General features: G+C 66.6%; 22 protein-coding genes. 7 read left to right on the top strand and 15 right to left on the bottom strand.

What is annotated here, in order from left to right:
• From EL272_RS03270 to EL272_RS03245, 6 genes are all read right to left on the bottom strand, one after another.
• On the bottom strand, nt 1-1,197 hold the full coding sequence (locus tag EL272_RS03270) for an MFS transporter (RefSeq protein WP_061787894.1): 1,197 nt from the start codon (nt 1,195-1,197) through the stop codon (nt 1-3).
• Nucleotides 1,198-1,212: 15 nt separating this feature from the next.
• On the bottom strand, nt 1,213-1,806 hold the full coding sequence (locus tag EL272_RS03265) for a TetR/AcrR family transcriptional regulator (RefSeq protein WP_061787895.1): 594 nt from the start codon (nt 1,804-1,806) through the stop codon (nt 1,213-1,215).
• Between the two features lie 104 nt (nt 1,807-1,910).
• A complete protein-coding gene (locus EL272_RS03260; RefSeq protein ID WP_244926085.1) occupies nt 1,911-2,939 on the bottom strand; it encodes an IS30 family transposase in 1,029 nt (342 codons plus the stop codon).
• A gap of 375 nt (nt 2,940-3,314) precedes the next feature.
• Complete coding sequence (locus tag EL272_RS03255; RefSeq protein WP_014845787.1) at nt 3,315-3,602, bottom strand: hypothetical protein; 288 nt, start codon at nt 3,600-3,602, stop codon at nt 3,315-3,317.
• Nucleotides 3,599-4,867: an inorganic phosphate transporter gene (locus EL272_RS03250; RefSeq protein WP_014845786.1), complete on the bottom strand. Its 1,269-nt coding sequence runs from the start codon at nt 4,865-4,867 to the stop codon at nt 3,599-3,601. Before EL272_RS03250 ends, EL272_RS03255 begins: the two co-directional genes overlap by 4 nt.
• A 177-nt stretch (nt 4,868-5,044) precedes the next feature.
• Nucleotides 5,045-6,706, bottom strand: coding sequence for a DUF2207 family protein (locus EL272_RS03245; RefSeq protein WP_061788378.1), 1,662 nt, complete (start codon nt 6,704-6,706; stop codon nt 5,045-5,047).
• 395 nt (nt 6,707-7,101) lie between these two features.
• Here EL272_RS03245 and EL272_RS03240 point away from each other — a divergent pair, with 395 nt between their 5' ends.
• Entirely contained in the window at nt 7,102-8,286 is a 1,185-nt protein-coding gene (locus tag EL272_RS03240) for a neutral zinc metallopeptidase (RefSeq protein ID WP_014845784.1), read from the top strand.
• A 97-nt stretch (nt 8,287-8,383) separates the two neighbouring features.
• Here the strand turns inward: EL272_RS03240 and ispF are convergent, their stop codons facing one another.
• The 5 genes from ispF to EL272_RS15935 all read right to left on the bottom strand — a co-directional run bounded on the left by ispF (nt 8,384) and on the right by EL272_RS15935 (nt 12,005).
• Nucleotides 8,384-8,851: a 2-C-methyl-D-erythritol 2,4-cyclodiphosphate synthase gene (ispF, locus tag EL272_RS03235; protein WP_014845783.1), complete on the bottom strand. Its 468-nt coding sequence runs from the start codon at nt 8,849-8,851 to the stop codon at nt 8,384-8,386.
• A complete protein-coding gene (gene ispD, locus EL272_RS03230; protein ID WP_041696189.1) occupies nt 8,848-9,552 on the bottom strand; it encodes a 2-C-methyl-D-erythritol 4-phosphate cytidylyltransferase in 705 nt (234 codons plus the stop codon). Before ispD ends, ispF begins: the two co-directional genes overlap by 4 nt.
• Nucleotides 9,553-9,556: 4 nt before the next feature.
• Nucleotides 9,557-10,042 (bottom strand): CarD family transcriptional regulator, encoded by a 486-nt coding sequence (locus EL272_RS03225; protein ID WP_041696187.1) that lies wholly within the window; start codon nt 10,040-10,042, stop codon nt 9,557-9,559.
• Nucleotides 10,043-10,160: 118 nt separating this feature from the next.
• Nucleotides 10,161-10,838: a response regulator transcription factor gene (locus tag EL272_RS03220; RefSeq protein WP_014845781.1), complete on the bottom strand. Its 678-nt coding sequence runs from the start codon at nt 10,836-10,838 to the stop codon at nt 10,161-10,163.
• A gap of 3 nt (nt 10,839-10,841) precedes the next feature.
• On the bottom strand, nt 10,842-12,005 hold the full coding sequence (locus tag EL272_RS15935; protein ID WP_061788379.1) for a sensor histidine kinase: 1,164 nt from the start codon (nt 12,003-12,005) through the stop codon (nt 10,842-10,844).
• A gap of 91 nt (nt 12,006-12,096) precedes the next feature.
• On the opposite strand from EL272_RS15935, the gene phoU reads away from it, so the two are divergent.
• The 3 genes from phoU to EL272_RS03200 all read left to right on the top strand — a co-directional run bounded on the left by phoU (nt 12,097) and on the right by EL272_RS03200 (nt 14,579).
• Complete coding sequence (gene phoU / locus EL272_RS03210) at nt 12,097-12,762, top strand: phosphate signaling complex protein PhoU (protein WP_014845779.1); 666 nt, start codon at nt 12,097-12,099, stop codon at nt 12,760-12,762.
• Nucleotides 12,763-12,842: 80 nt separating this feature from the next.
• Complete coding sequence (locus EL272_RS03205; RefSeq protein ID WP_014845778.1) at nt 12,843-13,766, top strand: polysaccharide deacetylase family protein; 924 nt, start codon at nt 12,843-12,845, stop codon at nt 13,764-13,766.
• A gap of 63 nt (nt 13,767-13,829) precedes the next feature.
• Nucleotides 13,830-14,579: a phosphoglyceromutase gene (locus EL272_RS03200; RefSeq protein WP_061788380.1), complete on the top strand. Its 750-nt coding sequence runs from the start codon at nt 13,830-13,832 to the stop codon at nt 14,577-14,579.
• A gap of 11 nt (nt 14,580-14,590) precedes the next feature.
• On the opposite strand, the gene EL272_RS03195 is transcribed toward EL272_RS03200, so the two are convergent.
• Nucleotides 14,591-15,952, bottom strand: a complete 1,362-nt coding sequence (locus tag EL272_RS03195; protein ID WP_061788381.1) for a chloride channel protein — start codon at nt 15,950-15,952, stop codon at nt 14,591-14,593.
• A gap of 334 nt (nt 15,953-16,286) precedes the next feature.
• Between EL272_RS03195 and EL272_RS03190 the strand changes: the two genes are divergently transcribed.
• The 3 genes from EL272_RS03190 to EL272_RS03180 are packed head-to-tail and all read left to right on the top strand — an operon-like array spanning nt 16,287 to nt 18,652.
• Nucleotides 16,287-16,760, top strand: a complete 474-nt coding sequence (locus EL272_RS03190; protein ID WP_014845775.1) for an SRPBCC family protein — start codon at nt 16,287-16,289, stop codon at nt 16,758-16,760.
• Nucleotides 16,757-18,130, top strand: coding sequence for an MFS transporter (locus tag EL272_RS03185; RefSeq protein WP_014845774.1), 1,374 nt, complete (start codon nt 16,757-16,759; stop codon nt 18,128-18,130). The genes EL272_RS03190 and EL272_RS03185 overlap by 4 nt, the downstream gene beginning before the upstream one ends.
• 21 nt (nt 18,131-18,151) lie before the next feature.
• Nucleotides 18,152-18,652, top strand: a complete 501-nt coding sequence (locus tag EL272_RS03180; protein WP_014845773.1) for a universal stress protein — start codon at nt 18,152-18,154, stop codon at nt 18,650-18,652.
• Nucleotides 18,653-18,730: 78 nt separating this feature from the next.
• Here the strand turns inward: EL272_RS03180 and EL272_RS03175 are convergent, their stop codons facing one another.
• The 3 genes from EL272_RS03175 to EL272_RS03165 all read right to left on the bottom strand — a co-directional run bounded on the left by EL272_RS03175 (nt 18,731) and on the right by EL272_RS03165 (nt 21,656).
• Nucleotides 18,731-19,519: a hypothetical protein gene (locus tag EL272_RS03175; RefSeq protein WP_061788382.1), complete on the bottom strand. Its 789-nt coding sequence runs from the start codon at nt 19,517-19,519 to the stop codon at nt 18,731-18,733.
• Nucleotides 19,520-19,556: 37 nt separating this feature from the next.
• Entirely contained in the window at nt 19,557-21,098 is a 1,542-nt protein-coding gene (locus EL272_RS03170) for an ABC transporter ATP-binding protein (protein WP_061788383.1), read from the bottom strand.
• 198 nt (nt 21,099-21,296) lie between these two features.
• Entirely contained in the window at nt 21,297-21,656 is a 360-nt protein-coding gene (locus EL272_RS03165; RefSeq protein ID WP_014845770.1) for a biotin/lipoyl-containing protein, read from the bottom strand.
• Nucleotides 21,657-21,668: the final 12 nt, after the last annotated feature.

Raw genomic sequence — 21,668 nt, 5'->3', positions numbered from 1 at the left:
TCATTCAGTGGTCCTCGCCAGCCCGGCGGGCAGGCGAACGAGAGCGACGCCACCGAGAACCGCGAACACCAGGGCGGTGATCGCCATCGCGGTGGTGAACCCGGTCTGTTGCACACCGAACCCCGTCAGCAGCGGACCGATGGTCAGGCCAGCAGCATAGGCGAGGTTGTACAGCGCGAACGAACCCCCGAGGGTCGGCGGCTCCGATCGAAATCCCTGCTCGCTGATCAGCGTGGTGGCCGGGGCGAGCAGCATCGCCGAGGACAGGCCGAGAAGCCCCATACCGATTCCGATCTGCCAGAGCTCGGACGACCAGCCAATGACCAGCAGGGCCGCGGCGACCGCGACAATGCCGGCACCGACCAGCAACCGGGGTGTCGTCGAGGTCATGAGGTGCCCGACAATCGGGTTGGCGATGATACCGGCCAGCGCGGCAGTCCCGAACAGCACACCGATGATGGTGCTTGCGGAGGACTGCTCACCGATGCGACCGGGCAGGACCGGTTGCACCGCGGCGAGAACTGCCGCGCCGATGCCGATGGCCGCGACGATGGAGACGGAGCCCCGGACCCTCAACACGGTGAAGGGACCAGCGGTGTCGTCGCTCTGCCGGGGGGATCCCGGGATCAGGGCCAGCAGCAGCGCGATGTCCACGATCGCGACGGCCGCCGCGATCAGGAACGGGGATGCCGGCCCGAAGGCATCGACCAGGAAACCGCCCAGAGGTGGACCAGCGAGCACCCCGAGGGTCACCGTCGACATGGCGATGCCCATCATCTGGCCTCGTTTCTCGATTCCGGTGGCGGCGGCGATCAGGGAAAGGGCCGCGACCCATGCGATCCCACCGGCGATGCCCTGCACGAAACGGGCCACCAGCAACAGCCAGTACGGCCCTCCGGTGGCGAACAGCAGGGTGGCGGCCACGAGGACGATCAGCTCGGTCAGCAGAGGTCGCTTGGGGCCTCGCCGGTCGACGACACGACCGGTGAAGAGCGTCGCGACGATCATCGCGGCGGCGTAGGAGGAGAAGAGAATACCCGTGGCGGCCTCCCCCTGCTCGACCACTGCGGGCAGCAGCGGAAGCACCGGGATCGCCAAGCCCTCGAGCAGCATGTCGGTGAAGAGGACAGCTCCGGCGACGGCGGTCGCGCGGACGGGAGTCGCGCCGGCAGGGCGCGAATCATTGTTGGGAGTCATTGTGATGTTGTTCTTTCAGGAGTTGAGCAACCCCCTCACCAACGCCTTGACGAAGGCGTCGAGTTCGTCGGGTTGCGGAAGGTCTTGGGGGCGGATCACCGCTGTCACGGTGAACCCTTGGAGCAGCACGAGCACGAGTCCGGCAACGCCTCGCGGAGCGAGATGACCGGCCTCCCCGCTGGCGGCGATGACATCCTCGATGCGACCGCGCCAGCCGTCGAGCGCGTCATTCTTCTCGGACCGCCCAGCCGCGTGCGGCGCAACCAGCACGGTTGTGGAGGCCAGTGCCCGGAACCTCGGGTCGCCGGTGAGCAGCCGCACGAAATGCGAAAGCAGGGCCTCGATCTTCTCGCGTGCGCCGCTCTCGGATTCGTCGTCAATGCCTGCGAAGAGACGCTGCTCGTAGTCGGACCAGCCCCATTCGAGGGCAGCGATCAGCAGTGCCTGCTTGTCGCGGAAATGATGGTGCAGTGCGCCTCGCGTAACGCCTGCCCGCTCGGCCACATGCTCGAATGTCGCCCCCCGCCACCCCTTCTCCTCGAAGGACATCAGCGCCGCCTCCAGCAGCGCGACGCGGGTTCTGGCCGCGTCCTCGGCCGTCCGTCTCATACATACATGCTAACACGTATATATGGAGTCGCGCGATCGGCATCCTCCCCTGTACATGAATCGCGGAAGAAAAACGGTTCAACGTCGTGTGGCGACGGGCGGTTTCAAGTGGTGTGTGCAACGTTGAGTAGTTGTTCCATTTTCTCGGCTGGTGTGGCCCAGTCAAGTACTCGGCGGGGTCGGGTGTTGAGGAGGTCTTCAGCGTGTTGGACCTGGGTGTCGGTGATGTGGGTGAAGTCGGTGCCTTTGGGGAAGAAGTCCCGGATCAGGCCGTTGCTGTTCTCGTTGGTGGGGCGTTGCCAGGGAGAGTGGGGATCGCAGAAGTAGGCCTGGCAGCCCGAGGCGAGGGTGAAGCGGGCGTGTTGGGCCATCTCGATGCCCTGGTCCCAGGTGAGGGTCGTCATCAAGGTGGCCGGGAGTCGGCGGGCCATCTGGATCAACGCGTCGGTCACGGTGGTGGAGTCACGGCTGGTGACCCGTTGGATCATGGTGTAGCGGGTGGTGCGTTCGTTGAGGGTCACCAGGGCCGAGGTGCCGCCCTTGCCGATGATGAGGTCTCCTTCCCAGTGCCCGGGAACTGCCCGGTCCTCGACCTCGGCCGGACGGTTGGTGATGGTGGCCTCACCGATCCAGCTACGGCTACCCCGCCCGGACAGCCGTGACCGGGGACCTCGGGTGGTACGTCCGGAACGCAGGGCTTTCTCGACGGTGAGTTCATGACGCAGCCCGCCGGCGGCCTGGACGTAGAGGGCCTGGTAAATCGTCTCGTGACTGACCCACATCGTGGGGTCCTCCGGGAAGTCCTGACGCAGCCGGTGAGCGATCTGCTGCGGGGAATGTTTGTTGTTCAACCGTGTCACCACCTCGTCCCACAACGGTGTCCCGAGTACCAGCTTCCTGTCCTTGGGACGCCGACGTGACCAGTCTGCCAGCCGCTGCGCCGGCTGGGCCCGGTACCGGCCAGGACAACGCTTCATCTCCCTGGAGACCGTGGAACGGTGGACACCGAGTTCTGCAGCTATCTGGGAGGGCGGAACCCGGTCACCGACCCGAACCTCGATCAGGATCCGCCCCGCCAGGGTCAACCGGCCCTGCCCGTCACGCCACTGCGCTGGCTCTCCCACTTCCAACACCGGGTTCTCCCGTAACCGCCGCCGACGCCGCCGCGGACTGTAACGATGCTCGTTCAACCCACCAACCCCTCCCACCCGGCCCCTCGACAACACCATCCCCGCCTCGACAGCCACCTTCCTCACAGTGGAAGGACTACCACCCAACTCCCGCGCGATCGAATGACACGACCGGCCCTGCCCCAACAACACCAACATCAACCCACGACGCTGCTCATCCAACCGCACAACACACCTCCAGAAACTGTTGTTGCGCACACCCTCTGAACCCGCCGACGCTGAACCGTCAAGGCTCCGCGATTCGTGTGCGGGAGGAGAGATTTCGCCCGGGGCGTGGGCGAAAACCTGTGGCGCCGCCCCGGTCACGCCGCGAGAGGGCTACCTGCTGGTGAAGACCGGGATGATGCCGTCGAAGCTCAGCTGAACCCCCAGCCCGTGGGCGACGATCGTCGCGATTCCCGCTAGAACGGCGAGCAGCACCACGGCGAAACACAGCCCCGCGATCACTTTTCCCAAAAGGCTCGGTCTCCGGGCGGGATCACCTCTGGTGCCCATCGACAGGGAACGCACGCCCAGCGCGAACAGCGTCGGAAGCCCCGCCCCCAGGATCAACCCGGCAAGCAGAACGTGCCAGGTGCCCTCGAACGCGAGCCAGAGGATTTTCATGCGCGACTGCCCTCGGGCTGTTCGAGTTCGATCAGATCCGCCACCTCGGTGGTTGCGGCCAACGGTCGCGGGGCGGTGACGTTCTCCACCCATTCGTCATTGACGTTGCTGTGGTCGATGGTGGACTTCCTGGAGTGCAGGTACATCAACGATGCCGCTGCCAGCAGGATCACGAATATCGCCAGGGCCCCGAACAGCCCACCGAGCAGGTGCCCGACCAACCACATGACGGCGCCCGCGAGCGCGGCGGCGGGCAGGGTGATCGCCCACGACATCAGCATCCTCCCGGCCACACGCCAGTTCACCTTGGCACCGGAACGCCCGAGGCCACTTCCCAGGATCGATCCGGTGGCGACGTGCGTGGTGGAAAGGGCGAAACCCATGTGACTGGAGGCCAGGATCACCGCAGCAGATGACGCATCGGCGGCCATGCCCTGCGGGGAGTTGATCTCGACGAGCCCCTTGCCCAAGGTGCGGATGATCCGCCAGCCCCCGAGGTAGGTGCCCAACGCGATGGCGACAGCGCAGGCCACCTTCACCCAGAACGGTACCGCGTGCAGCTGGGTCCAGTTTCCGGTGGCGATCAACGCCAAGGTGATGACCCCCATGGTCTTCTGGGCGTCGTTGGTGCCGTGTGCCAGGGAGATCAGCGAGGCAGAACCGACCTGCCCCCACCTGAAGCCCCGCTCCCGGCGTTTCTCGTCCATTCCGCGGGTGATCGTGAACACCAGCCAGGTGCCGACCCCCGAGACGATGATCGCCACGACCGGCGAGACGAGGGCGGGCAGGATCACCTTCCCTACCACCCCGTCGAGCCTGGTGCCGTCACCGACCCAGTTGACCCCGCCGATGCCCAGGCCCGCGATGGTCGCGCCGACGAGGCCGCCGAACAGGGCGTGGGACGAGCTCGACGGCAGGCTCCACAGCCAGGTCAGGAGGTTCCACAGGATGGCGCCCACCAGGCCCGACAGCACGATCAGCAGCAGCCCCTCGCCGCCGTCCCCGAGCAGTTCGGGGCGGGGCGCCCCCACGTCGTCCTGGAGGTTCACCACGGCGTTGGTGACGGTGAGCGCCACCTCCACGGAGAGGAAGGCCCCCACGAGGTTCAGCAGCGCCGAGAGCATCACGGCGGTTTTCGGTTTCAGCGCGCCCGTGGCGATGGATGTGGCCATGGCGTTGCCGGTGTCGTGGAAGCCATTGGTGAAATCGAAGGCCAAGGCTGTGGCGATCACCAGCAGCAGCACGACTAACAGTTCTAGCGGCACGGCACTAGTTTGCAGCTTCCCACCGGGATTCGCGCAATTGGCATCTCAAACCTCAGACATGTCGCAAAAATTTCTGAACGGACCCGGGGCCGCGCCGGCTCCTTTGGCACCGATTCCGGAAGGCCGCCAGCGCACACCGGACGCCTCCGGTGTGCGCTCCCCCGGGCCGCCGAGCGGTCAGCGGCTGAACAACTGGCCTTGGACGGTGTTGACGAACTGTGTCAGGGAAGCGGGCAGGTCGCGCAGGTGCCAGGTTTCCGGGGCGTGGTACCAGGAGACCTCCGTCGGATCCGGGGTGTCGTCGGCGTCGGCCGCCGCCATCGCCTCCAGCCAGCGCTGACGCCCGCCCAGGACGATGGTGTAGGGCAGCAGGCGGGAAATCTCCGCCAGTTCCCTGCCCTTCGGCATCTGATTGGTCGGGTGGGTGTTCAGCAGCGCCGAGAGCGCCCCGAGGGCTGTCACGAGCCGGGTGCCGTCCGGTGTGCGGCGGGGCATGCGCGGCGCCATCCACAGCAGCGAGATGGCCAGGGCCAGCAGCACCAGGGCCACCAGGCCGAACCTGGTGAAGGCGATCAGAGCGGCGCCCGCCGCCAGCGCCACACCAAGCCCGATCCAGCCGCGCACGGCCCAGGAGCTGCGGGTGGAGTCGGGGCGGGTCTCGAACCAGCCGCGTTCGACCACCTCGTCATAGAGGGCATCCTGCACCTGTCCGAGGGCGGGTGCCAGAACCTCGGGCAGCTGCGAGGCGAGGGAATGCCCGCCATCCGGAACCACGGCGTCCAGGAGCCGGGACTCGTAGGGAAGTAGTTCGTCAGCAGGATTCTCCAAGCGGCTGAACTGCCAGTCCACCAATCCGTACTGGGTGTGCTGGAGTTCGGTGATGCGCAGGTGACCGCGAACAGCGAGGTCGATCAACGTGGCCGTGATGTCGACTGGGTCGACGCGCTCATCGGCGACGGTGCCCACCAGACCGGGGCGCATACCCTCGCCCGGCTCGAACACCGATTCCCCGTCGCCCACGGGGCGGAACGACCCGACGGCCGAGACCTCACCAGAGAAGACGAGATCCGCACCGGTGCGGCGATGCAGCCACCACAGCAGCAACGCACCAACCACCAGGGTGGCCAGCGCCGCGCCCGTCGTTGCGAGGTCCATCGTGAACGCCCGGTCGAGGTTCCACTGCTCGTGGATCCGGGCCGTCGCCGTGACCTGATCGGCGCTGAAACCGACGGTGAAGGTCACCTGCTCGCCTGCGCCCCGCGTCGCCGATTCGAACTTCGGGGTCGGTGAGTTGTGGGCACCGGCCGTGTAGAGCTGGCACTTTTCGAGGGCTCCGGGCGGGCCCGCGGTGCAGTCCACCAGCTGCGCCATGGCATCCACCTGCAGGCTTCCGGAAACCTTCTCGACCCCGACCGACAATCCTTGAAGCGCACGCCAGGTAAACACGCTGATCTCGCCGTTGGAACCCGGTTCGGAACGGGTGGTTCCGGTGACCTTGTAGGTGATCTTCACCTCGGCGGAGGGTTTCATGGAGAGCACCGTGTAGTCCCCCTCCACTTTGGATGTGAAGTTCTCAGCACCCGTCGCGCTCGCCTCGGAGATGTCGTAGACGTAGTAGCGGTTCCGGTCGAAGGGAGCACGATTCGCGATCCGCTGGGTCAACTCCGCGGGCGGGGTGTCGAACTTGATGGTCTCGGTGACCGTCAACACCCCGTTCGCCTCAAGCTTTCCCTCGAAAAGGTAGGATTTGGCGTTCGGTTCGTCGGCATGGGCCTGAGACACACCAATCAGGCCGAGCAACAGCACGAACGGGACCAGCAGCAGGCGGACTGTACGCACCTCGGGCTCCTCGGATCGAAGTTTTCGCTGCTGACGGTACAGCATGAACGAGGCAAATTCGTCCCCAGTGCACTCACCGCGCCACGACCCCCGATGCGGCTACCCTGAACGTCGTGGCGAACTCGATGCAACCGCAGTACCCGGGATGGCCCAACCAACAGGGACCCGGAGGGAGCCCTTACCCGGATCGGCCCCCCGCACCTTGGCAGCCGCCGGTGCCCACGCAGGGCCAGCAGCCCCCGCTGCGAACACCACAACGGGGGCTCCCCCCGGATCAGCAGCCTCCCCAGGCGCCGGAGCCGTACTCCCCCTACCAGCGCCCGGCGGAGACTCCGGCCGCTCCGCGCAGGATGGCGCCGCAGTCGGAGACTCCCCCGACGACACCGCACAGGGCGATGCCACAGCAGCCATCCCCACCGCCCCCGCAGTTTCCCGCCACCCGGCCCGCGGCGCCTCCCGCCCAGGCCGCTACCAGTTATCCGGCCCCGGCCGCGCCGCAACTGCCCACGGCTTCGGGCTCTGCTTTTCTTCCCGGTGCCCCCACGGGTTTCCGTCCCACCCCCCAGGGCTTCCCCGCCATTCAGCAGCCCGCTCCGACGTTCACCCCCAGCGGCTACTACGCCCCACCGGGGGTGCCCAAACGCCGCCCAACAGGACTGCTGGTTGCCCTGTTCAGCGCCCTCACCCTGCTGATCGGCATGGTCGTCATCTCCTTCATCAACAATCAGCCGGATTCCACGACCGTCTCCACCGATTACAAGAACGAGGACTGGAAGGTCCCGACCGTCGACGAAACACCCCCTCCCGTCGTGGTACCGAAAAATAACGCGGAGGCGAAGACCCTGACGGAGAACAACCCCCTGTACAGCACATCCCTGGAATCCCCTGTGCGGTGCGATCTCGAACTTCTCCCGGGCGGCAAACAGAAAGACGAGGAGCTGGAGGCCAACCTGCAGGCCTACCTCGGCTGCCTGACCCGGGTCTGGGGCCCCACTCTGGAAAAGGCGGGATACAAAACCTTCCAGCCAAAGATCACGGTTTTCCCTGAGGGCGGGACCGTCACCACGGAATGCGGGAAACAGAAGTCCCAGAACGCCTTCTATTGCGCGGCAGACCAGCGGATATACATCGCCCAGGACATGCTCGACGTCCTCTCCACCGATCTGTCCAAGGCTCGTGCCATCTTCAACCTGATCATCGCCCACGAGTACGGGCACACCATACAGGGGCAGTCCGGAATACTGGTCAGCGGAAACGCCTTGGCCAAGAGCGGCAGCGATTCCAAGGCCATGGAGATAAGCCGACGTCTCGAGACCCAGGCCGACTGCTTCGCCGGAGCCGCCATGAGCTCCCTCTGGCAGGGACTCAAGCTCACCGACGCGGATCGCCAGGACATTCTGAACATCATCATGGACCTGGGTGACGACAAGCTGAGGGAGCGCAACAACGGCGACCCGAACGAAGAGGGCGACCACGGCAAGGGCAAGAACCGTCACATGTGGCTGGAACGTGGATTGAACTCCAATGGGTCGCTGGGCCAGTGCAACACCTTCGCCGCATCGTCCGGCGAGGTCGAGTAGGAAACCGCCGGAAAGCACCGAGTGAGTGTTGTTCTCCGCGGAGGATTCCGGTCGGTGCTTCGTCGATGTCGCTCGCGGGCTGGATCGTTCAGGCGGTTCAGCCCGCGATCGTCATGGCCACCGCTATCGCCGCGACCCCCTCTCCGCGGCCCGTGAGCCCCAGCCCGTCCGTGGTGGTGGCGGAAACCGACACCGGTGCCCCGATGGCCTCGGAGAGCACCCGCTCCGCCTCGCCGCGGCGCGCGGCCATGCGTGGCCGGTTTCCGATCACCTGGACGCTGACGTTGCAGATCCCGAAGCCCGCGGCCCGGAGCAGCCTGGCCGTCTCGGTCAGGAAAGCGATCCCCGATGCGCCCTTCCACTCTGGGCGGTCCGTGCCGAAGTTCGATCCGATGTCCCCCAGCCCGGCCGAGGCCAGCAGCGCATCGACGATGGCGTGGGCCGCCACGTCGCCGTCGGAATGCCCGGACAGGCCGAACGGTTCGTCCGGGAAGTGCAGCCCGGCCACCCACATCGGCACCCCGGCCTCCAGCCTGTGGATGTCGGTTCCAATACCGACCCTCATATCCGGCTCCTGCCGTCCAGGATTCCCTGCGCCAGGGCCAGGTCGAGTTGCTCGGTGACCTTCAGCGCGTCGTGATGCCCGGGCACGAGCACCACACGATGCCCGAGCGCCTCGATCGCGGATGCATCGTCGGTGATGGCCAGTCCGTGCCTGGCCACGTGTTCGTGGGCCTCGCGGAGCAGCCCCAGCCGGGCCCCCTGAGGGGTCTGGATGGCTCGGAGAGTGGATCTGTCGACGATCCGGGATCCGTCGTCACCGACCTGTCGGATCGAGTCGTGGACCGCGACCACCGGTATGGCCGCCTCCGCGCCGTGAGCCACCGCGCGCAGTACGGCGGTGACGACCTGCGGGGGCACCAGGGGACGGGCCGCATCGTGGATCAGCACGATGGTCTCGGGGCCGAAGCGTTCCGACAGCACGTCGAGCCCGAGTCTGACCGAATCCTGGCGTTCGGTCCCACCCACGGTGCAGGTGATGCCGTCCAGTCCGGACAGGGCCGCCTCGAAGATCGACAGGCAACCCTCGGGTGTGGTGACCACCACGTGTCCCACGCCTCCGTCACGCATTGCCAGGACGCTGCGGCGCACCAAGGACATCCCGCCGAGTTCCACCAGCGCCTTCGGCACGGATGCGCCGAGCCGAGACCCGGAACCGGCCGCCGCCACGATGGCGACGACCGGTTCGTTCGTGTTGTTGTTCAACGGCTCACGAGGCCAGGACCTCGTCGAGCATCACCTCGGCGCGGTCCTCGGCGACGTCCTCAGCGAGGGCCAGTTCGGCCACGAGGATGGCGCGGGCTTTGGCGAGCATGCGCTTTTCACCGGCCGAGAGGCCCTTGTCGCGGTCGCGACGCCACAGGTCACGGACCACCTCGGAAACCTTGATGACGTTCCCGGAGTGCAGTTTCTCCAGGTTCGCCTTGTAGCGGCGGGACCAGTTGGTGGGTTCCTCCGTGTGCTCGGCACGCAGCACCTGGAACACGCGCTCCAAGCCATCGGCGTCGACCACGTCGCGCACACCGACGAGGTCCAGGTTGCAGGCGGGAACGCGCACCACGAGGTCGTTCTGACCTATGATGCGCAGTACGAGGTAGAGTTTGTCCTCTCCCTTGATCTGTCGGGTCTCTATGTCTTCGATGACAGCCGCCCCGTGATTCGGGTAGACCACCGTCTCTCCGACCGTAAAAGTCATGTCTTGTAGGCCCCTTTCCGGAGGCCATCCTACCATGGTGGGACGAATCGGCCCCGTGGATGATCCCGGGGCCTGACAGGCACCGGGGAACCTCTCGTTCCGTCGCCGGGACCGCCGCTCATCCCCGGAACTTGTAGCCCAATCCCCTTACCGTGATCACCCGGGACGGCTTGGACGGTTCGCGTTCGATCTTGTTGCGGAGGCGTTTGACGTGGACATCGAGGGTTTTGGTGTCGCCGACGTAGTCGCTGCCCCAGATGCGGTCGATGATCTGGCCGCGGGTCATGACACGCCCCGCGTTGCGCAGCAGCAACTCCAGCAGCTCGAACTCGCGAAGCGCCAACCTCACCTCCTGTCCGTCGACGAGAACCTGGTGGCGTTCCACGTCGATGCGCACCCCGTCCATCTCCACGACCTCCGGGATCAGCGTGGTGTCGTGGCCGCGCCTGAGGATGGCGCGGATCCGCGCCACGAGTTCGCGGTGGGAGAACGGTTTCGTGACGTAGTCGTCGGCGCCGATCTCCAAACCCACCACCTTGTCCGTCTCGGAGTCCCGCGCCGAGACCATGATGATCGCGACGTCGCCGCGGGCCCGCAGCCTGCGGCACACCTCGGTCCCGGGCATTCCGGGCAGCATCAGGTCCAGCAGCACCAGATCCGCGCCGTTGCGCTCGTACTCGGCCAGGCCGCTCTCCCCGTCCGCCGCGGCGGCGACATCGAATCCCTCCTTGCCGAGCATGAAGGTGAGCGCCTCACGGTAGGAGCCCTCGTCCTCGATGATCAGGATCCTGGTCATCTCTCATTCCTCCCGGGTCTCCCCATCGACGACCCCATCCTGGTGGGCCGGAAGCCGCAGTGTGAAGGTGGACCCCCTGCGGGGCCGTGACCACACTCTAACGCTCCCCTTGTGGGCCAGGGCGATGTGACGGACGATCGACAGTCCCAGCCCCGTGCCCCCGCTCTCCCGGGAACGCCCGTAGTCGACCCGGTAGAAGCGCTCGAAGATGCGTTCCTGGTCCTCCTGGGAGATGCCGATGCCGTTGTCGGTCACCGTGATCTCGACGTGGTCGTCGTCCTCGTCCCGCACCTGCGCCGCCGCCACCACGACCCGGGCGTTGTCGTCGGAGTAGTTGATGGCGTTCTGCACGAGGTTGACCACGGCGTCGATCAGCTGCCAACGGTCCCCCAGCACCCGGGCGCAGGGCACGGCGGCGCGCACGAGGTTGATTCTGCGGGCCTCAGCGGCCTCCCGGGTCCGTCCGATCGCCTCGTCGACGATCTCCTCCACATCCACCACCTCACGGTTCAGCATCGGGTCCGAGGACTGGAGGCGGGAGAGTTCGATGATCTGGCCGACGAGTTCGGCCAGGCGGGCCGATTCGCGCTGGAGACGCCGGGCGAAATGGGTTACCTGCCGGGGGTCTTCGGAGGCCGCTTCGATGGTTTCGGCGAGGATTCCCATCGCACCGATCGGGGTTTTCAGTTCGTGCGAGACGTTCGCCACGAAGTCTCTCCGCACCGCATCCACGCGTCGGGTCGCGGCCTCGTCCTCGGCCATGACCAGGACGAACCCCCGGCCGAGCGGGAGCACCCGGGTGGAGAACTCGACGCCATCCATGCCCGGGGGACGGTCCTGGATGACGTTTCCCAGGTATTCCGTGTTCGTTCTGCGCACCTGTCGTACCCGGTCCAGCAGCCCCGGGAATCCCACCCGTGTTCCCCGGGCCAGCCCCATCATCGTTGCCTGGGTGTTCACCTTCACCACCTCGTCGTGGGGGCCGACCAGCAGTCCCCCGAGGGGAAGCACATCGACGACGGCGGCCAGGTCGTCGTGGACCGGGGACGGCTCCCGAGGTGCGGGCTGCGGTTTCCCCGTCCGGGCAGGAGAACCGAGGATCCCCGCGACACGCGCCGCCGCCAGAGCGAGCAGGGCACCCATCAGGAAGGCGACGACGACGGCCATGTTCCAGATCCTACGGTCAGGACCAGCGGTTGGTGGCGACCACTAGACTTCCGTTCTCGGGGTTCCCATCCCCGAAGGACGGAGACGAAGCATGCGCGCCAGCTACCACGAAGAACTCAATGGCCTGCTCGACAGCCTCCAACACATGGCGGTCCTGGTCGAGGTGGCCGTGAGCGAGGCGGCCGCGTCCCTGCTGGAACCCGATCTGGCCCGCGCGGAGGCCGTCATCTCCAACGATTCCCAGCTCGACGCCATGCACGAGGAACTCGAGTACCGTTGCCTGTCCCTCCTGGCCCTCCAGGCGCCGGTGGCTGGCGAGCTGCGCACCATAGTCTCCGCGATCCGGGTGGTCTTCGAGCTGGCGCGCATGGGTGACCTGGCGGCGCACGTGGCCAAGATCGCCCGGCTGCGTTTCCCGGACTCGGCGGTACCGGATTCGTTGCGGGAGAACTTCTCTCGCATGTCGGAGGTGTGTGTGGCGATGATCCAGCTTGCCAACCAGTCGCTGAAGGACCGTGACGCCGTCGCCGCTCTGCGGATGGCGGAGATCGACCACGAGATGGATCATCTGCGTCGCGACCACTTCGGTGTGTTGCTGGGGAAGAACTGGTCGGGTTCGGTGGAGCAGGCCATCGATGTCGCCCTGCTGGGCCGCTATTTCGAACGGTTCGCGGATCACGCCGTCGCGGTGGCGCGCCGCGTCATCTACATCATCACGGGCCAGTTCCCTGAGGGCGAGGAGTGGCCAAACGCCTGATGTGAAGGGTGTTAAAAAGTTGACGATCAAAGGTTTAGACTGCCGCCGTAGCTGTTTCTGTTTTGACGAGGGGATACATGATGACGCTGTTCAACCGCCGCAGCCTGTTGACGGGGACGGTGGCCGCCGTTGCGGTCGGCCTGGGGGCCTGCGGATCGTCCCCGGAAACCAAGCAGTCGACGTCCGCCCCGGCGTCGTCGGAACAGCCCAAGGAGTCCACCACCTCGACGAGCCCCACCCCCGAGGCATCCCCGAAGCCCTCTCCGTCGCCTTCCCAGAACGCGTCTCCCGAAGCCTTGAAGCCGAACACCAGCCACAACAACGCGGCCGCCGAGTACGCCTACCCCTCTGAGAAGGTCCAGGCGTGGATGAAGGATCCCAGCTCGGCCCCCGAGAAAATCGTCTTCCTCACCTTCGATGACGGCCCGAACCACACCAATTCGGTGCAGATCCTGGACGCCCTGAAGGCCGGCGGGGTGCACGGCACGTTCTTCGTGGTCGGGAACCTCGTGAGCAGCGCCCCCGAGACGCTCAAGCGTGAGATCGCGGAAGGACACTCCGTGGCCATGCACAGCTACACCCACAACTACAACAAGCTCTACCCTGGCCGCGCCGGAAGCTTGGAGACCATCAAGGATGAATACAACAAAACCAAGGCCGCCCTCGAGGAGGTCCTCGGCGCCGATTTCAAGACCAACACCTGGCGCTACCCCGGTGGTCACATGAGCTGGAAGAAGTTGGAGGCCGCCGACGAGGCCCTGGCCGCCGAGGGTGTGCACTGGATCGACTGGAACTGCCTCACCGGTGACGCCGAACCGAAGAACCGCCAGCCCAAGGATGTCGCGGGCATGGTGAAGATGGCGACCTCCGCTATCGGTGAGGGTTTGAAGGTGGCGGTGATGCTCGCCCATGACGCCGAGGGCAAGGACATGACGGTCAAGGCGATGCCCCAGATCATCAGCGCCTACAAGGAGGCCGGTTACAAGTTCGGGATCATCGCCTGATTCCCGGTGGGGTCGACGCGATGGACCCTGTGCGCGGGTTCGCTCTCCTTGTAGGCTGACGCCATGACCGGAAAGCTGATCCTGCTCCGTCACGGCGAGAGCGAATGGAACGCAAAGAACCTGTTCACCGGGTGGGTGGACGTCGACATCAACGAGAAGGGTGAGGCCGAGGCCCGGAAAGCAGCGGAACTGCTGGCCTCGGAAGGGCTGCTGCCGACGGTGCTGCACACATCGTTGCTGCGTCGCGCCATCCACACCGCCTACCTGGCACTCGACGGCTGCGACCGCCACTGGATTCCGGTGCGCCGCAGCTGGCGTCTGAACGAGCGCCATTACGGCGCGCTGCAGGGGCTGGACAAGACCGCCACCCGCGACAAGTACGGTGACGAGCAGTTCATGTTGTGGCGTCGCAGCTACGACACCCCGCCGCCGGTGCAGGACACCGACGCGGAGTACTCGCAGTTCAACGATCCCCGCTACGCCGACATCCCCGCAAACGAGCGTCCCCGCACCGAGTGCCTCAAGGACGTCGTGGCGCGCATGCTGCCGTACTGGGAGGAGTCCATCATCCCGGATCTGGATGCCGGTCACACCGTCCTGGTCACCGCGCACGGCAACTCCCTGCGTGCGCTGGTCAAGCACCTGGACGGCATCTCCGACGAGGACATCGCGGGGCTGAACATCCCCACCGGGATCCCCCTGCTCTATGAACTCAACGAGAACCACAGGCCCCTGGTCAAGGGCGGCCGTTACCTCGACCCGGAGGCGGCCGCCGCCTCCATCGAGGCCGTCAAGAACCAGGGCAAGAAGTAGTCCCGGTAGGTTCAGTTCACCTTTTCAACGGGTCCTGTCGTGAGAGCGACAGGACCCGTTTCCTCATCGTCGTTGTTCTCGTCGTGTTTCTTTCCGCGGTTGCGCCACCAGGATGCGGCCGCCGTGGCTCCCGCGATCGCCAGGGCCGTCGGCACCAGGACCGTCGCGCCGGAGTGCGTGAGTTCCAGCACCAGCGCGAATCCGGTCAGGGGGGCCTTGATGGAGGCGCCCAGGAAGGCCGCGGCACCGATGAACACGCAGGCGACGAGGTTGGATCCCGGCCAGATCAGCGACCACACGAGTCCGGTCAAACCCCCGAGGGCCGCGCCCAGCGCGATACCGGGGTTGAGGGTTCCTCCCCAGGCACCCGCCCTGACCGTGATCAGTGTGGTGACCGCCTTGGCGAGCAGCAGCAGGGTGATCAGCCCAAGCGCCTGCGGCCCGACCTCGGCCACCTGGTTCGTGACGGTCTGCGTGACCGGGTGCCCGTTGCCCAGCACCCACGGCACCCAGATGGAGACCGCCCCGACCACGGCGAACCCGAGGGGCATGACCCACAGCAACCGGGTGGTGGTCGGGCGTTTCTGTTCGGCACGTTTGACCGCCTCACCGAAAAGCGCTCCGGCCAGGCCGATCGCCGGCCCGCACAGCACGGCCCACGCCACCAGCGCGGGCGAGGAGACCAGCTCCGGCATCCTGTAGTAGACCTCCGGCCTGGCCCACCCGGTCGAGACGAACACGGCGATGCCGGAGACGGCGAGCGCCGAGGCCAGGGAGCGTTTCGAGAAGGTGGCGAGGAGGGCCTCCAGGGCGAAGAAGATGCCGGACAGGGGGATGCCGTAGACGGCGGCCAGACCCGCCCCGGCCCCGCATGCCACCAGGATCCTCCGATCCTCCTCGTTCAGCCCGAACCGGTCGCTGATCCACCCGGACAGCGCGGCGCCGGCCTCCCGCGGCGCGACCTCGCGGCCGAGCGAGGCGCCCATGGCGATGATGATGATCTGCGTGGCGGCGTGCCAGATGGTGCGCAGCACCGGCATGCGCCTGCCCGCCACGGCCTGTTCCGTCGAGACCGGCCCGGGTCCGGTGCGGTGCAGCAGCACCCACGACACCGCGCCGATCACACCGGCCGCCGCGAGGGTGAGGAACCGGCGCCACCACGGGACGGTCTCCAGAGCCGTGACCAGGTGCCCCTCGGAGATGCTCCAGACGAAGTGCTCCACGGTGTGCAGCAGGTGTGCGCAGGCCCATCCGGTGACACCCGCGGTGATTCCCGCCAGGACGACGGCGGCAGCGAAACGCCGAAGCCCCGAGGCTCCGGCGGTGGTGTGTGATGTGGTGGTGTTGTGCTGTAGGGACGGGTCGGAACTCACGTTCTCCTACTCTAGAACTCCCTTCCCGCCGAGCCGCACCCGCCCGAACTCGCGGTGCCCCGGGGAGAGCGCACGGCGTCGATCGACCGATTCGCCCCCGGGAAACCCCATGTCTGCCGGATGGCGCAGGCCTCGTACGTCTCGGGGCCGGAGGAGCGGGACGGGCCGAGTCTGATCCCGCCTGCGCGGGATCCCGGGTTAACGCCCTTGCTAGCGCCGGGGAGAACGCACATGACACCCAAAAACTTCACTGCAAAGAATACCCCTTGGGGTATGGACAGGATTTAGGGTGAGTAGCAGGCTATGAGCAGTTCCACATCAACAGGAGTGAGCAATGGTCGCCAATGTCATGTTGATCGTCGAGCGGAAGTTCGACTATCCCCAGAAACGCGTTTTCAAAGCGTGGACCGCACCCGAGGAGATGATGCTCTGGCGAGGCAGTCCCGGGTGGCACGTCGAGCAGGAAACGGTTTCCTCCGAATTGAAGCTCGGCGGCAAACACCACCACGTGAAGATCCGCGACAACGACCCGACGGTCAGGGTCACCACGGATGCGGTCTTCACCGAGTACTTCGATCCGGATGTCTTCGTCGCCCGCCAGCGCATCACCGGCGACCCCGGCATTGATCCCGACATTCCCATGGAACTGCGCGTCGAGTTCACCAAGTACGGCGGCGGAACCCTCGTGCGCATCGTGCAGGGACCCTACGAACCCTCCCGCGCCGAGTACCACGCCACCGGTTGGGAGCGGGAGCTGAACCGCCTCGAGGATTTCCTGGCCGCCAACCCTGAGGGAGTTTCCCGATGAGCGCGACGGTTGTGCGGCAGAAGCCGCTCATGACGATGCCGCAGATCCTGCTGATGAACCTGGGATTCTTCGGTGTCCAGTACTCCTTCGGCATGCAGCAGACGGCCATCAACCCCATCTACCAGTTCCTCGGCGCAGACCCCGAGGAAATGCCGCTGCTGAACCTGGCCGGGCCGATCACCGGCCTGCTGATCCAGCCCATAATCGGCGCCATTTCGGACAAGACATGGGTTCCCAAGTGGGGCCGCAGGCGTCCCTTCCTGCTGGCCGGCGCCATCGGCTGCTCCGTGTGCCTGTTCCTGTTCCCCTTCGCCTCCGCGGTGTGGATGGCCGTGCTGCTGCTGTGGCTGCTCGACGTGTCCAACAACACCGCCATGGAGCCCTACCGGGCGTTCATCTCCGACAGACTGCCGCCGTCGCAGCTGGCCAAGGGCTTCCTGGCCCAGTCCTTCTTCGCCGGCCTCGGAATCACCCTGGCCAACGTGTCGCTGTTCGTGTTCCAGCAGGTCGTCCCCGGCATCTTCGGCAGCCTTCCCTCCTGGGTGATGGCCTCCTTCATGCTGGGTACCGTCGCCTCCATCGCCACCGTGCTGGTCTCGATCCTCAGCACCAAGGAACTCGAACCCACGCCCGAGGAACTCGCCGAGCTGCGCGCCCACAAGACCGGTTTCGTCGGCACCCTCAAGGAGATCTGGGAAGCCATCGTCGAGATGCCCGTCCAGCTGCGCAAGCTGGCGCTGGTCTACCTGTTCCAGTGGTACGCCATGAACTGCTACTGGCAGTACGTGTCGCTGTCCGTGGGGGAGTCCATCTTCGGGGCGACCAATGCACTGAAGGAAGCCGATCCGGATCGGTACAAGACCTTGTTCGAGCAGGCCACGGCATGGACCGGCCTGGTCAACGGTGCCTACAACGTCGTGACCTTCTGCGTGGCCTTCGCTCTGGTGGTCCTGGCCAAACGGCACGGCGCGAAGTTCGTCCACACCACCTGCCTGCTGCTGGCGGCGGTCGGCCTGGCCTTCTTCCCGCACATCACCGACAAGTACCTGCTGTTCGTGCCGATCATCGGCCTGGGTATCGCATGGGCCTCCATCTTGGGTGTGCCCTACATCATGGCCGTCCGCATGATCCCGTCCACCCGCTACGGCGTCTACATGGGCATCATCAACATGATGATCGTCATCCCGATGCTCATCCAGACCGTCACCTTCGGCACCGTCTACAAGCTGATCGGTGACCACCCCGGTAACGCGATCACCTTCGCCGCCGTCCTCCTGGCCCTGGCGGCCATCGCGATGCTCTGGATCAAGGAGCCGCCGATCGTCAAGGACGTCGACGATCTGTCCGAACCCGTGCCTGCCGAAAACTGATCTCCCACGATTGGAGGGGAAATGCTCAAGGACTACACCACGGTCGTCGTCGGAACCGATGGTTCCGAACTCGCCGTGCCGACCGTCACCCGGGCCGCGTGGATCGCGACCAAGGAGGACGCCGACCTGGTTATCGTGTGCGCCTACGGCGGCGGTTCCCGAAGGGCCGACGCGAAGGTGCCGCTGACCGAGACCGCACCGAGCCGCATCGGGCAGGTTCCGGGCAAGGAAGCGGCCACGCTGGCCGTCACACAGGCCAAGGACATCGCCGTCGCCGCCGGGGCGCGCGTGAAGGCCACCCTGCTGGTGGAAGCGGATCCCGCCGAGGCGCTGCTCAGCAGCTCGAAACAGCACCTCGGGGATCTCATCGTGATCGGCGCCATCCGCGACCGCTCGATCGCCGGCCGCCTGCTCGGTGACGTCGCCAGCGTCGTCGTCAGGCGAGCCCACTGCGACGTGCTGGTGATCCGCCCGGTCAACCCGGACGAGGGCGAACAGATCCGCCCGGAAAGCGACGCGTGACAGGTCGCACGGCAGGTCGTGAACAAGATGGAGGGGTCGCTTCGGCGGCCCCTCCACAACGTTGCGCCGGCGACGGGGTCAGTTCCGGCGGCTCATGCCGAGCCAGAAGATCATGACGATGAAACCGGCGAAGAGGCCGATCCACAGCCCCGACCAGCTGAGCAGCAGAATCAGGGTGTACAGGACGCTCGGCCAGTCGTTCAGCAGGATCATGAGCAGGTAGCCGAGGAAACCCGGCCACACGCTCCGTGTCCTGAGCACCACCAGCACCGGCGGGATCGCCAGCAACACCCCCCGGACGGCCTCGGCGGCCACCCGGGTCGGGGAAAGGAGCGCGAATCCGATCTGCAGCAGCGTGAACCCCAGGATGACGATCACGGAGGCCCACACCGCCCCGAGTCGTTCACGCAGCCGCGGCAGCACGTAGCCGAAGAACAACAGGCCGTCCACGAAAGCCACCCAGGCCGGTACCAGCAGGATCTGCCCGACCAGCAACCACAACGGGGTCTCCAGTGTGGGGGTGGGTTTCCCCTCCACGCGGAGCCAGCTCTCCGCGAAGGCGTAGGCCAGCAGCGCGACGCAGACCATGCCCACCCCGACCACCAGCGACCACTTGAGGTCGCGGGCGGTGAAGGGCCCCATGAACCTTCGGAAACCCGTCTGTTCCCGCCTGAGCAGCCACCACAGCAACACCAGGTTGAGCACACCGAGAATCGCCCGGCCGTCGTCGTACCAGTAGGGATTGTGCCCGGCCGACAGCAGCCAGAAACCGAACACCAGCAGCGGAACCACCCGCGCCGCCAAGGCGAGCAGCGGATGCCACAACGCAACCGGGGGCCGGGGTTTCGCGGTCTTCTTCCTCGTCACCCCACCAAGTCTGCCCGGTTCCGGTGGAAACCAGGGATCAGTCCTCCGGGAGGGTGACGGCCGGGTCGTCGTCTCGGATGGGGGCCTGCGGGTCGTGGGTGGCGACCACGACGACGCACCGCTCGGCACGCGACTCGATGATGCGCCACACCTGGTCCCTGAGATTCGCGTCCATCCCGGCGGTCGGTTCGTCCAGTACCACGATCCTGCTGGATTCGTCGGCGAGTGCCCTGGCCAACGCGACCCGGCGCCCCTCCCCCACCGAGACCCCACCCCGGTCGGGGGCGATCACCTCGTGTTCGCGGGCCCCTCCCCGGGAGAACTCCCCCAGGCCGAGCTCCCGGAGGATCCCGTCGACGGCACCGGGTGGCAGGTCGCGTCCGAAACGCACGTTGTCGATGACCGTGCCTGCCAGCAGTCCCGGTTCCTGGGGCAGGTAAGAGAAGGCTTCCCCGCGGCCGGGTCCGGTGCGGAGGCTTCCGTCGGCCAGGCCTCGGAGCCCAAGGAACCGTTCCGCCCAAGTGGTCTTGCCGGCCCTGCTGTCACCCAGGCACCAGACGGGCCTACCGGGCGTCCACACCGGTGGTTCCGGCGCGGCTCCCAGTGCCCCGGTGGCGTCGTCGACCGGCGGGTCGATCCTGGTCTGCGCCTCCCGGTACTGGCTCTCCGAGACCGCCAGGGTGGACAGGCCGAAGCCGGCGTCCTGCAGGGGCGCGACGGCGGACAGGAAAACCCCGGAGACCGCGATCATGACGCCCAGCGACGGGGGTTCGCCGGCCCGGGCGAACAGGCAGAGCGCGACGGCAATCCCGGCCGCGAGCACCAGGGCCTGGCTCACCTGGAGGCCGCGGGTGGCGCGGTAGGAGCGCATGGCGCGGCGCTCGACCCTCGATCTGTCGCGCCGGTACCACTGCCGGGCGTGGGCATGGCCGTCGAAGATCCTGGTTTCCCGCCACAGGGACAGCAGGTTCACCAGCACCCCGAAGCTTCGCATCGCCTCCTTGAAGAAGAGCGTCTGGAGGCGTTGATGGCGGCGGATCAGTGGGGTGCTGATGGCGGCGTAGACCAGCACGGTGGCCAGGAAGACGGCGAGCACCCCGATTCCTCCCACGAGACCGACCGTCGCCGTACCCGCGAGAATGCTGACCCCGGCGGGCAGCAGGGACAGGTGCAGGCAACTCAGTCCCTCGCGCAGGGCGGACGCCGCGGAGTCGATGGCGAAACCCACGGTGGACTCGTCCACCCGTCCCCTGGCGCGCGGGTCGGACCGGTTGCTGCGCTCCAGGGCACGAACCATGAAACGGGACTGCATGGCCTGTTCCAGGCGGCCGTAGGTCGGCAGGAAACAGGCCCGGCCCGCGCTTCCCAGCCACCAGATCGCCGCGTAGAGCACCGCGACGGCGGGCAGCCCCCAGCGCCACCACGCGCCTTGGAGGGCGAACTCCAACCCGAGCCCCAGCACCACCGGGGCGAGGATCCGCGCGAACGCCCCCGCAACGACGGCGCCGATCACCATCAGGTTCCGCACCCGGGAGGTGGCGTCCGCCTCCCGGCAGGTCAGGAGCGCGAATCGCCACATCGCGCGATCAGGCTCCGAGGGTTTCCCTCGCTCCCTGTTGAACGGCGGCATGTACTTAAAACCCCACCCTCTACCCAAAAGGCACTGGAACCCGATGCTACTCGCATGCCCCAGGAGGTTTGGATACCGACAAGAACAGAACGACGGGTCGCACCCAGCTGGGTGCGACCCGTCGTTCTGTCTCGGAAAGGGTGAGGGTCAGAGCTCGATGAGGCCCTGACCGCCCTGGACGGGCTCACCCGGCTTGACGAGGATGGCCGAAACCGTGCCGGCCGCGGGGGCCGTGATCTCGGTTTCCATCTTCATGGCCTCCAGGACCAGGAGCACCTGACCTGCCTCGACCTCGTCGCCCTCGGCGACGAGGATGCGGGCCACCGACCCGGCCAGCGGTGCGACGACGGCGTTGGCGCCAGCCGCGCCGGCGGCCGACGGGGCCGGGGCCGCCGCCGGTGCGCCGCCCGAGCCGCCGATCACGATCGGCGGAAGGCTTGGGGTTTCCTTCTCGACCTCAACATCAATCTCGTACTCCGTCTGATTGACGGTCACCTTCAGTTTCATGGGTTGTCTCCT

This window comes from Arachnia propionica, from assembly GCF_900637725.1.
Taxonomy (GTDB): Bacteria; Actinomycetota; Actinomycetes; order Propionibacteriales; family Propionibacteriaceae; genus Arachnia; species Arachnia propionica.
Note: the sequence above shows the minus strand (reverse complement) of the source record. Positions and strands in the feature narration are given on the sequence as shown.

Bases quoted from the DNA above. Each gene is read 5' to 3' on its own strand.
- EL272_RS03220 (WP_014845781.1), bottom strand. From the start codon at position 10,838: ATGACCAGGATCCTGATCATCGAGGACGAGGGCTCCTACCGTGAGGCG.
- EL272_RS15935 (WP_061788379.1), bottom strand. From the start codon at position 12,005: ATGGCCGTCGTCGTCGCCTTCCTGATGGGTGCCCTGCTCGCTCTGGCG.
- EL272_RS03240 (WP_014845784.1), top strand. From the start codon at position 7,102: ATGCCACAGCAGCCATCCCCACCGCCCCCGCAGTTTCCCGCCACCCGG.
- EL272_RS03185 (WP_014845774.1), top strand. From the start codon at position 16,757: ATGAGCGCGACGGTTGTGCGGCAGAAGCCGCTCATGACGATGCCGCAG.
- EL272_RS03180 (WP_014845773.1), top strand. From the start codon at position 18,152: ATGCTCAAGGACTACACCACGGTCGTCGTCGGAACCGATGGTTCCGAA.
- EL272_RS03170 (WP_061788383.1), bottom strand. From the start codon at position 21,098: ATGTGGCGATTCGCGCTCCTGACCTGCCGGGAGGCGGACGCCACCTCC.
- EL272_RS03200 (WP_061788380.1), top strand. From the start codon at position 13,830: ATGACCGGAAAGCTGATCCTGCTCCGTCACGGCGAGAGCGAATGGAAC.
- EL272_RS03265 (WP_061787895.1), bottom strand. From the start codon at position 1,806: ATGAGACGGACGGCCGAGGACGCGGCCAGAACCCGCGTCGCGCTGCTG.
- ispF (WP_014845783.1), bottom strand. From the start codon at position 8,851: ATGAGGGTCGGTATTGGAACCGACATCCACAGGCTGGAGGCCGGGGTG.
- EL272_RS03165 (WP_014845770.1), bottom strand. From the start codon at position 21,656: ATGAAACTGAAGGTGACCGTCAATCAGACGGAGTACGAGATTGATGTT.
- EL272_RS03205 (WP_014845778.1), top strand. From the start codon at position 12,843: ATGACGCTGTTCAACCGCCGCAGCCTGTTGACGGGGACGGTGGCCGCC.
- EL272_RS03255 (WP_014845787.1), bottom strand. From the start codon at position 3,602: ATGAAAATCCTCTGGCTCGCGTTCGAGGGCACCTGGCACGTTCTGCTT.
- EL272_RS03190 (WP_014845775.1), top strand. From the start codon at position 16,287: ATGGTCGCCAATGTCATGTTGATCGTCGAGCGGAAGTTCGACTATCCC.
- EL272_RS03225 (WP_041696187.1), bottom strand. From the start codon at position 10,042: ATGACTTTTACGGTCGGAGAGACGGTGGTCTACCCGAATCACGGGGCG.
- phoU (WP_014845779.1), top strand. From the start codon at position 12,097: ATGCGCGCCAGCTACCACGAAGAACTCAATGGCCTGCTCGACAGCCTC.
- EL272_RS03270 (WP_061787894.1), bottom strand. From the start codon at position 1,197: ATGACTCCCAACAATGATTCGCGCCCTGCCGGCGCGACTCCCGTCCGC.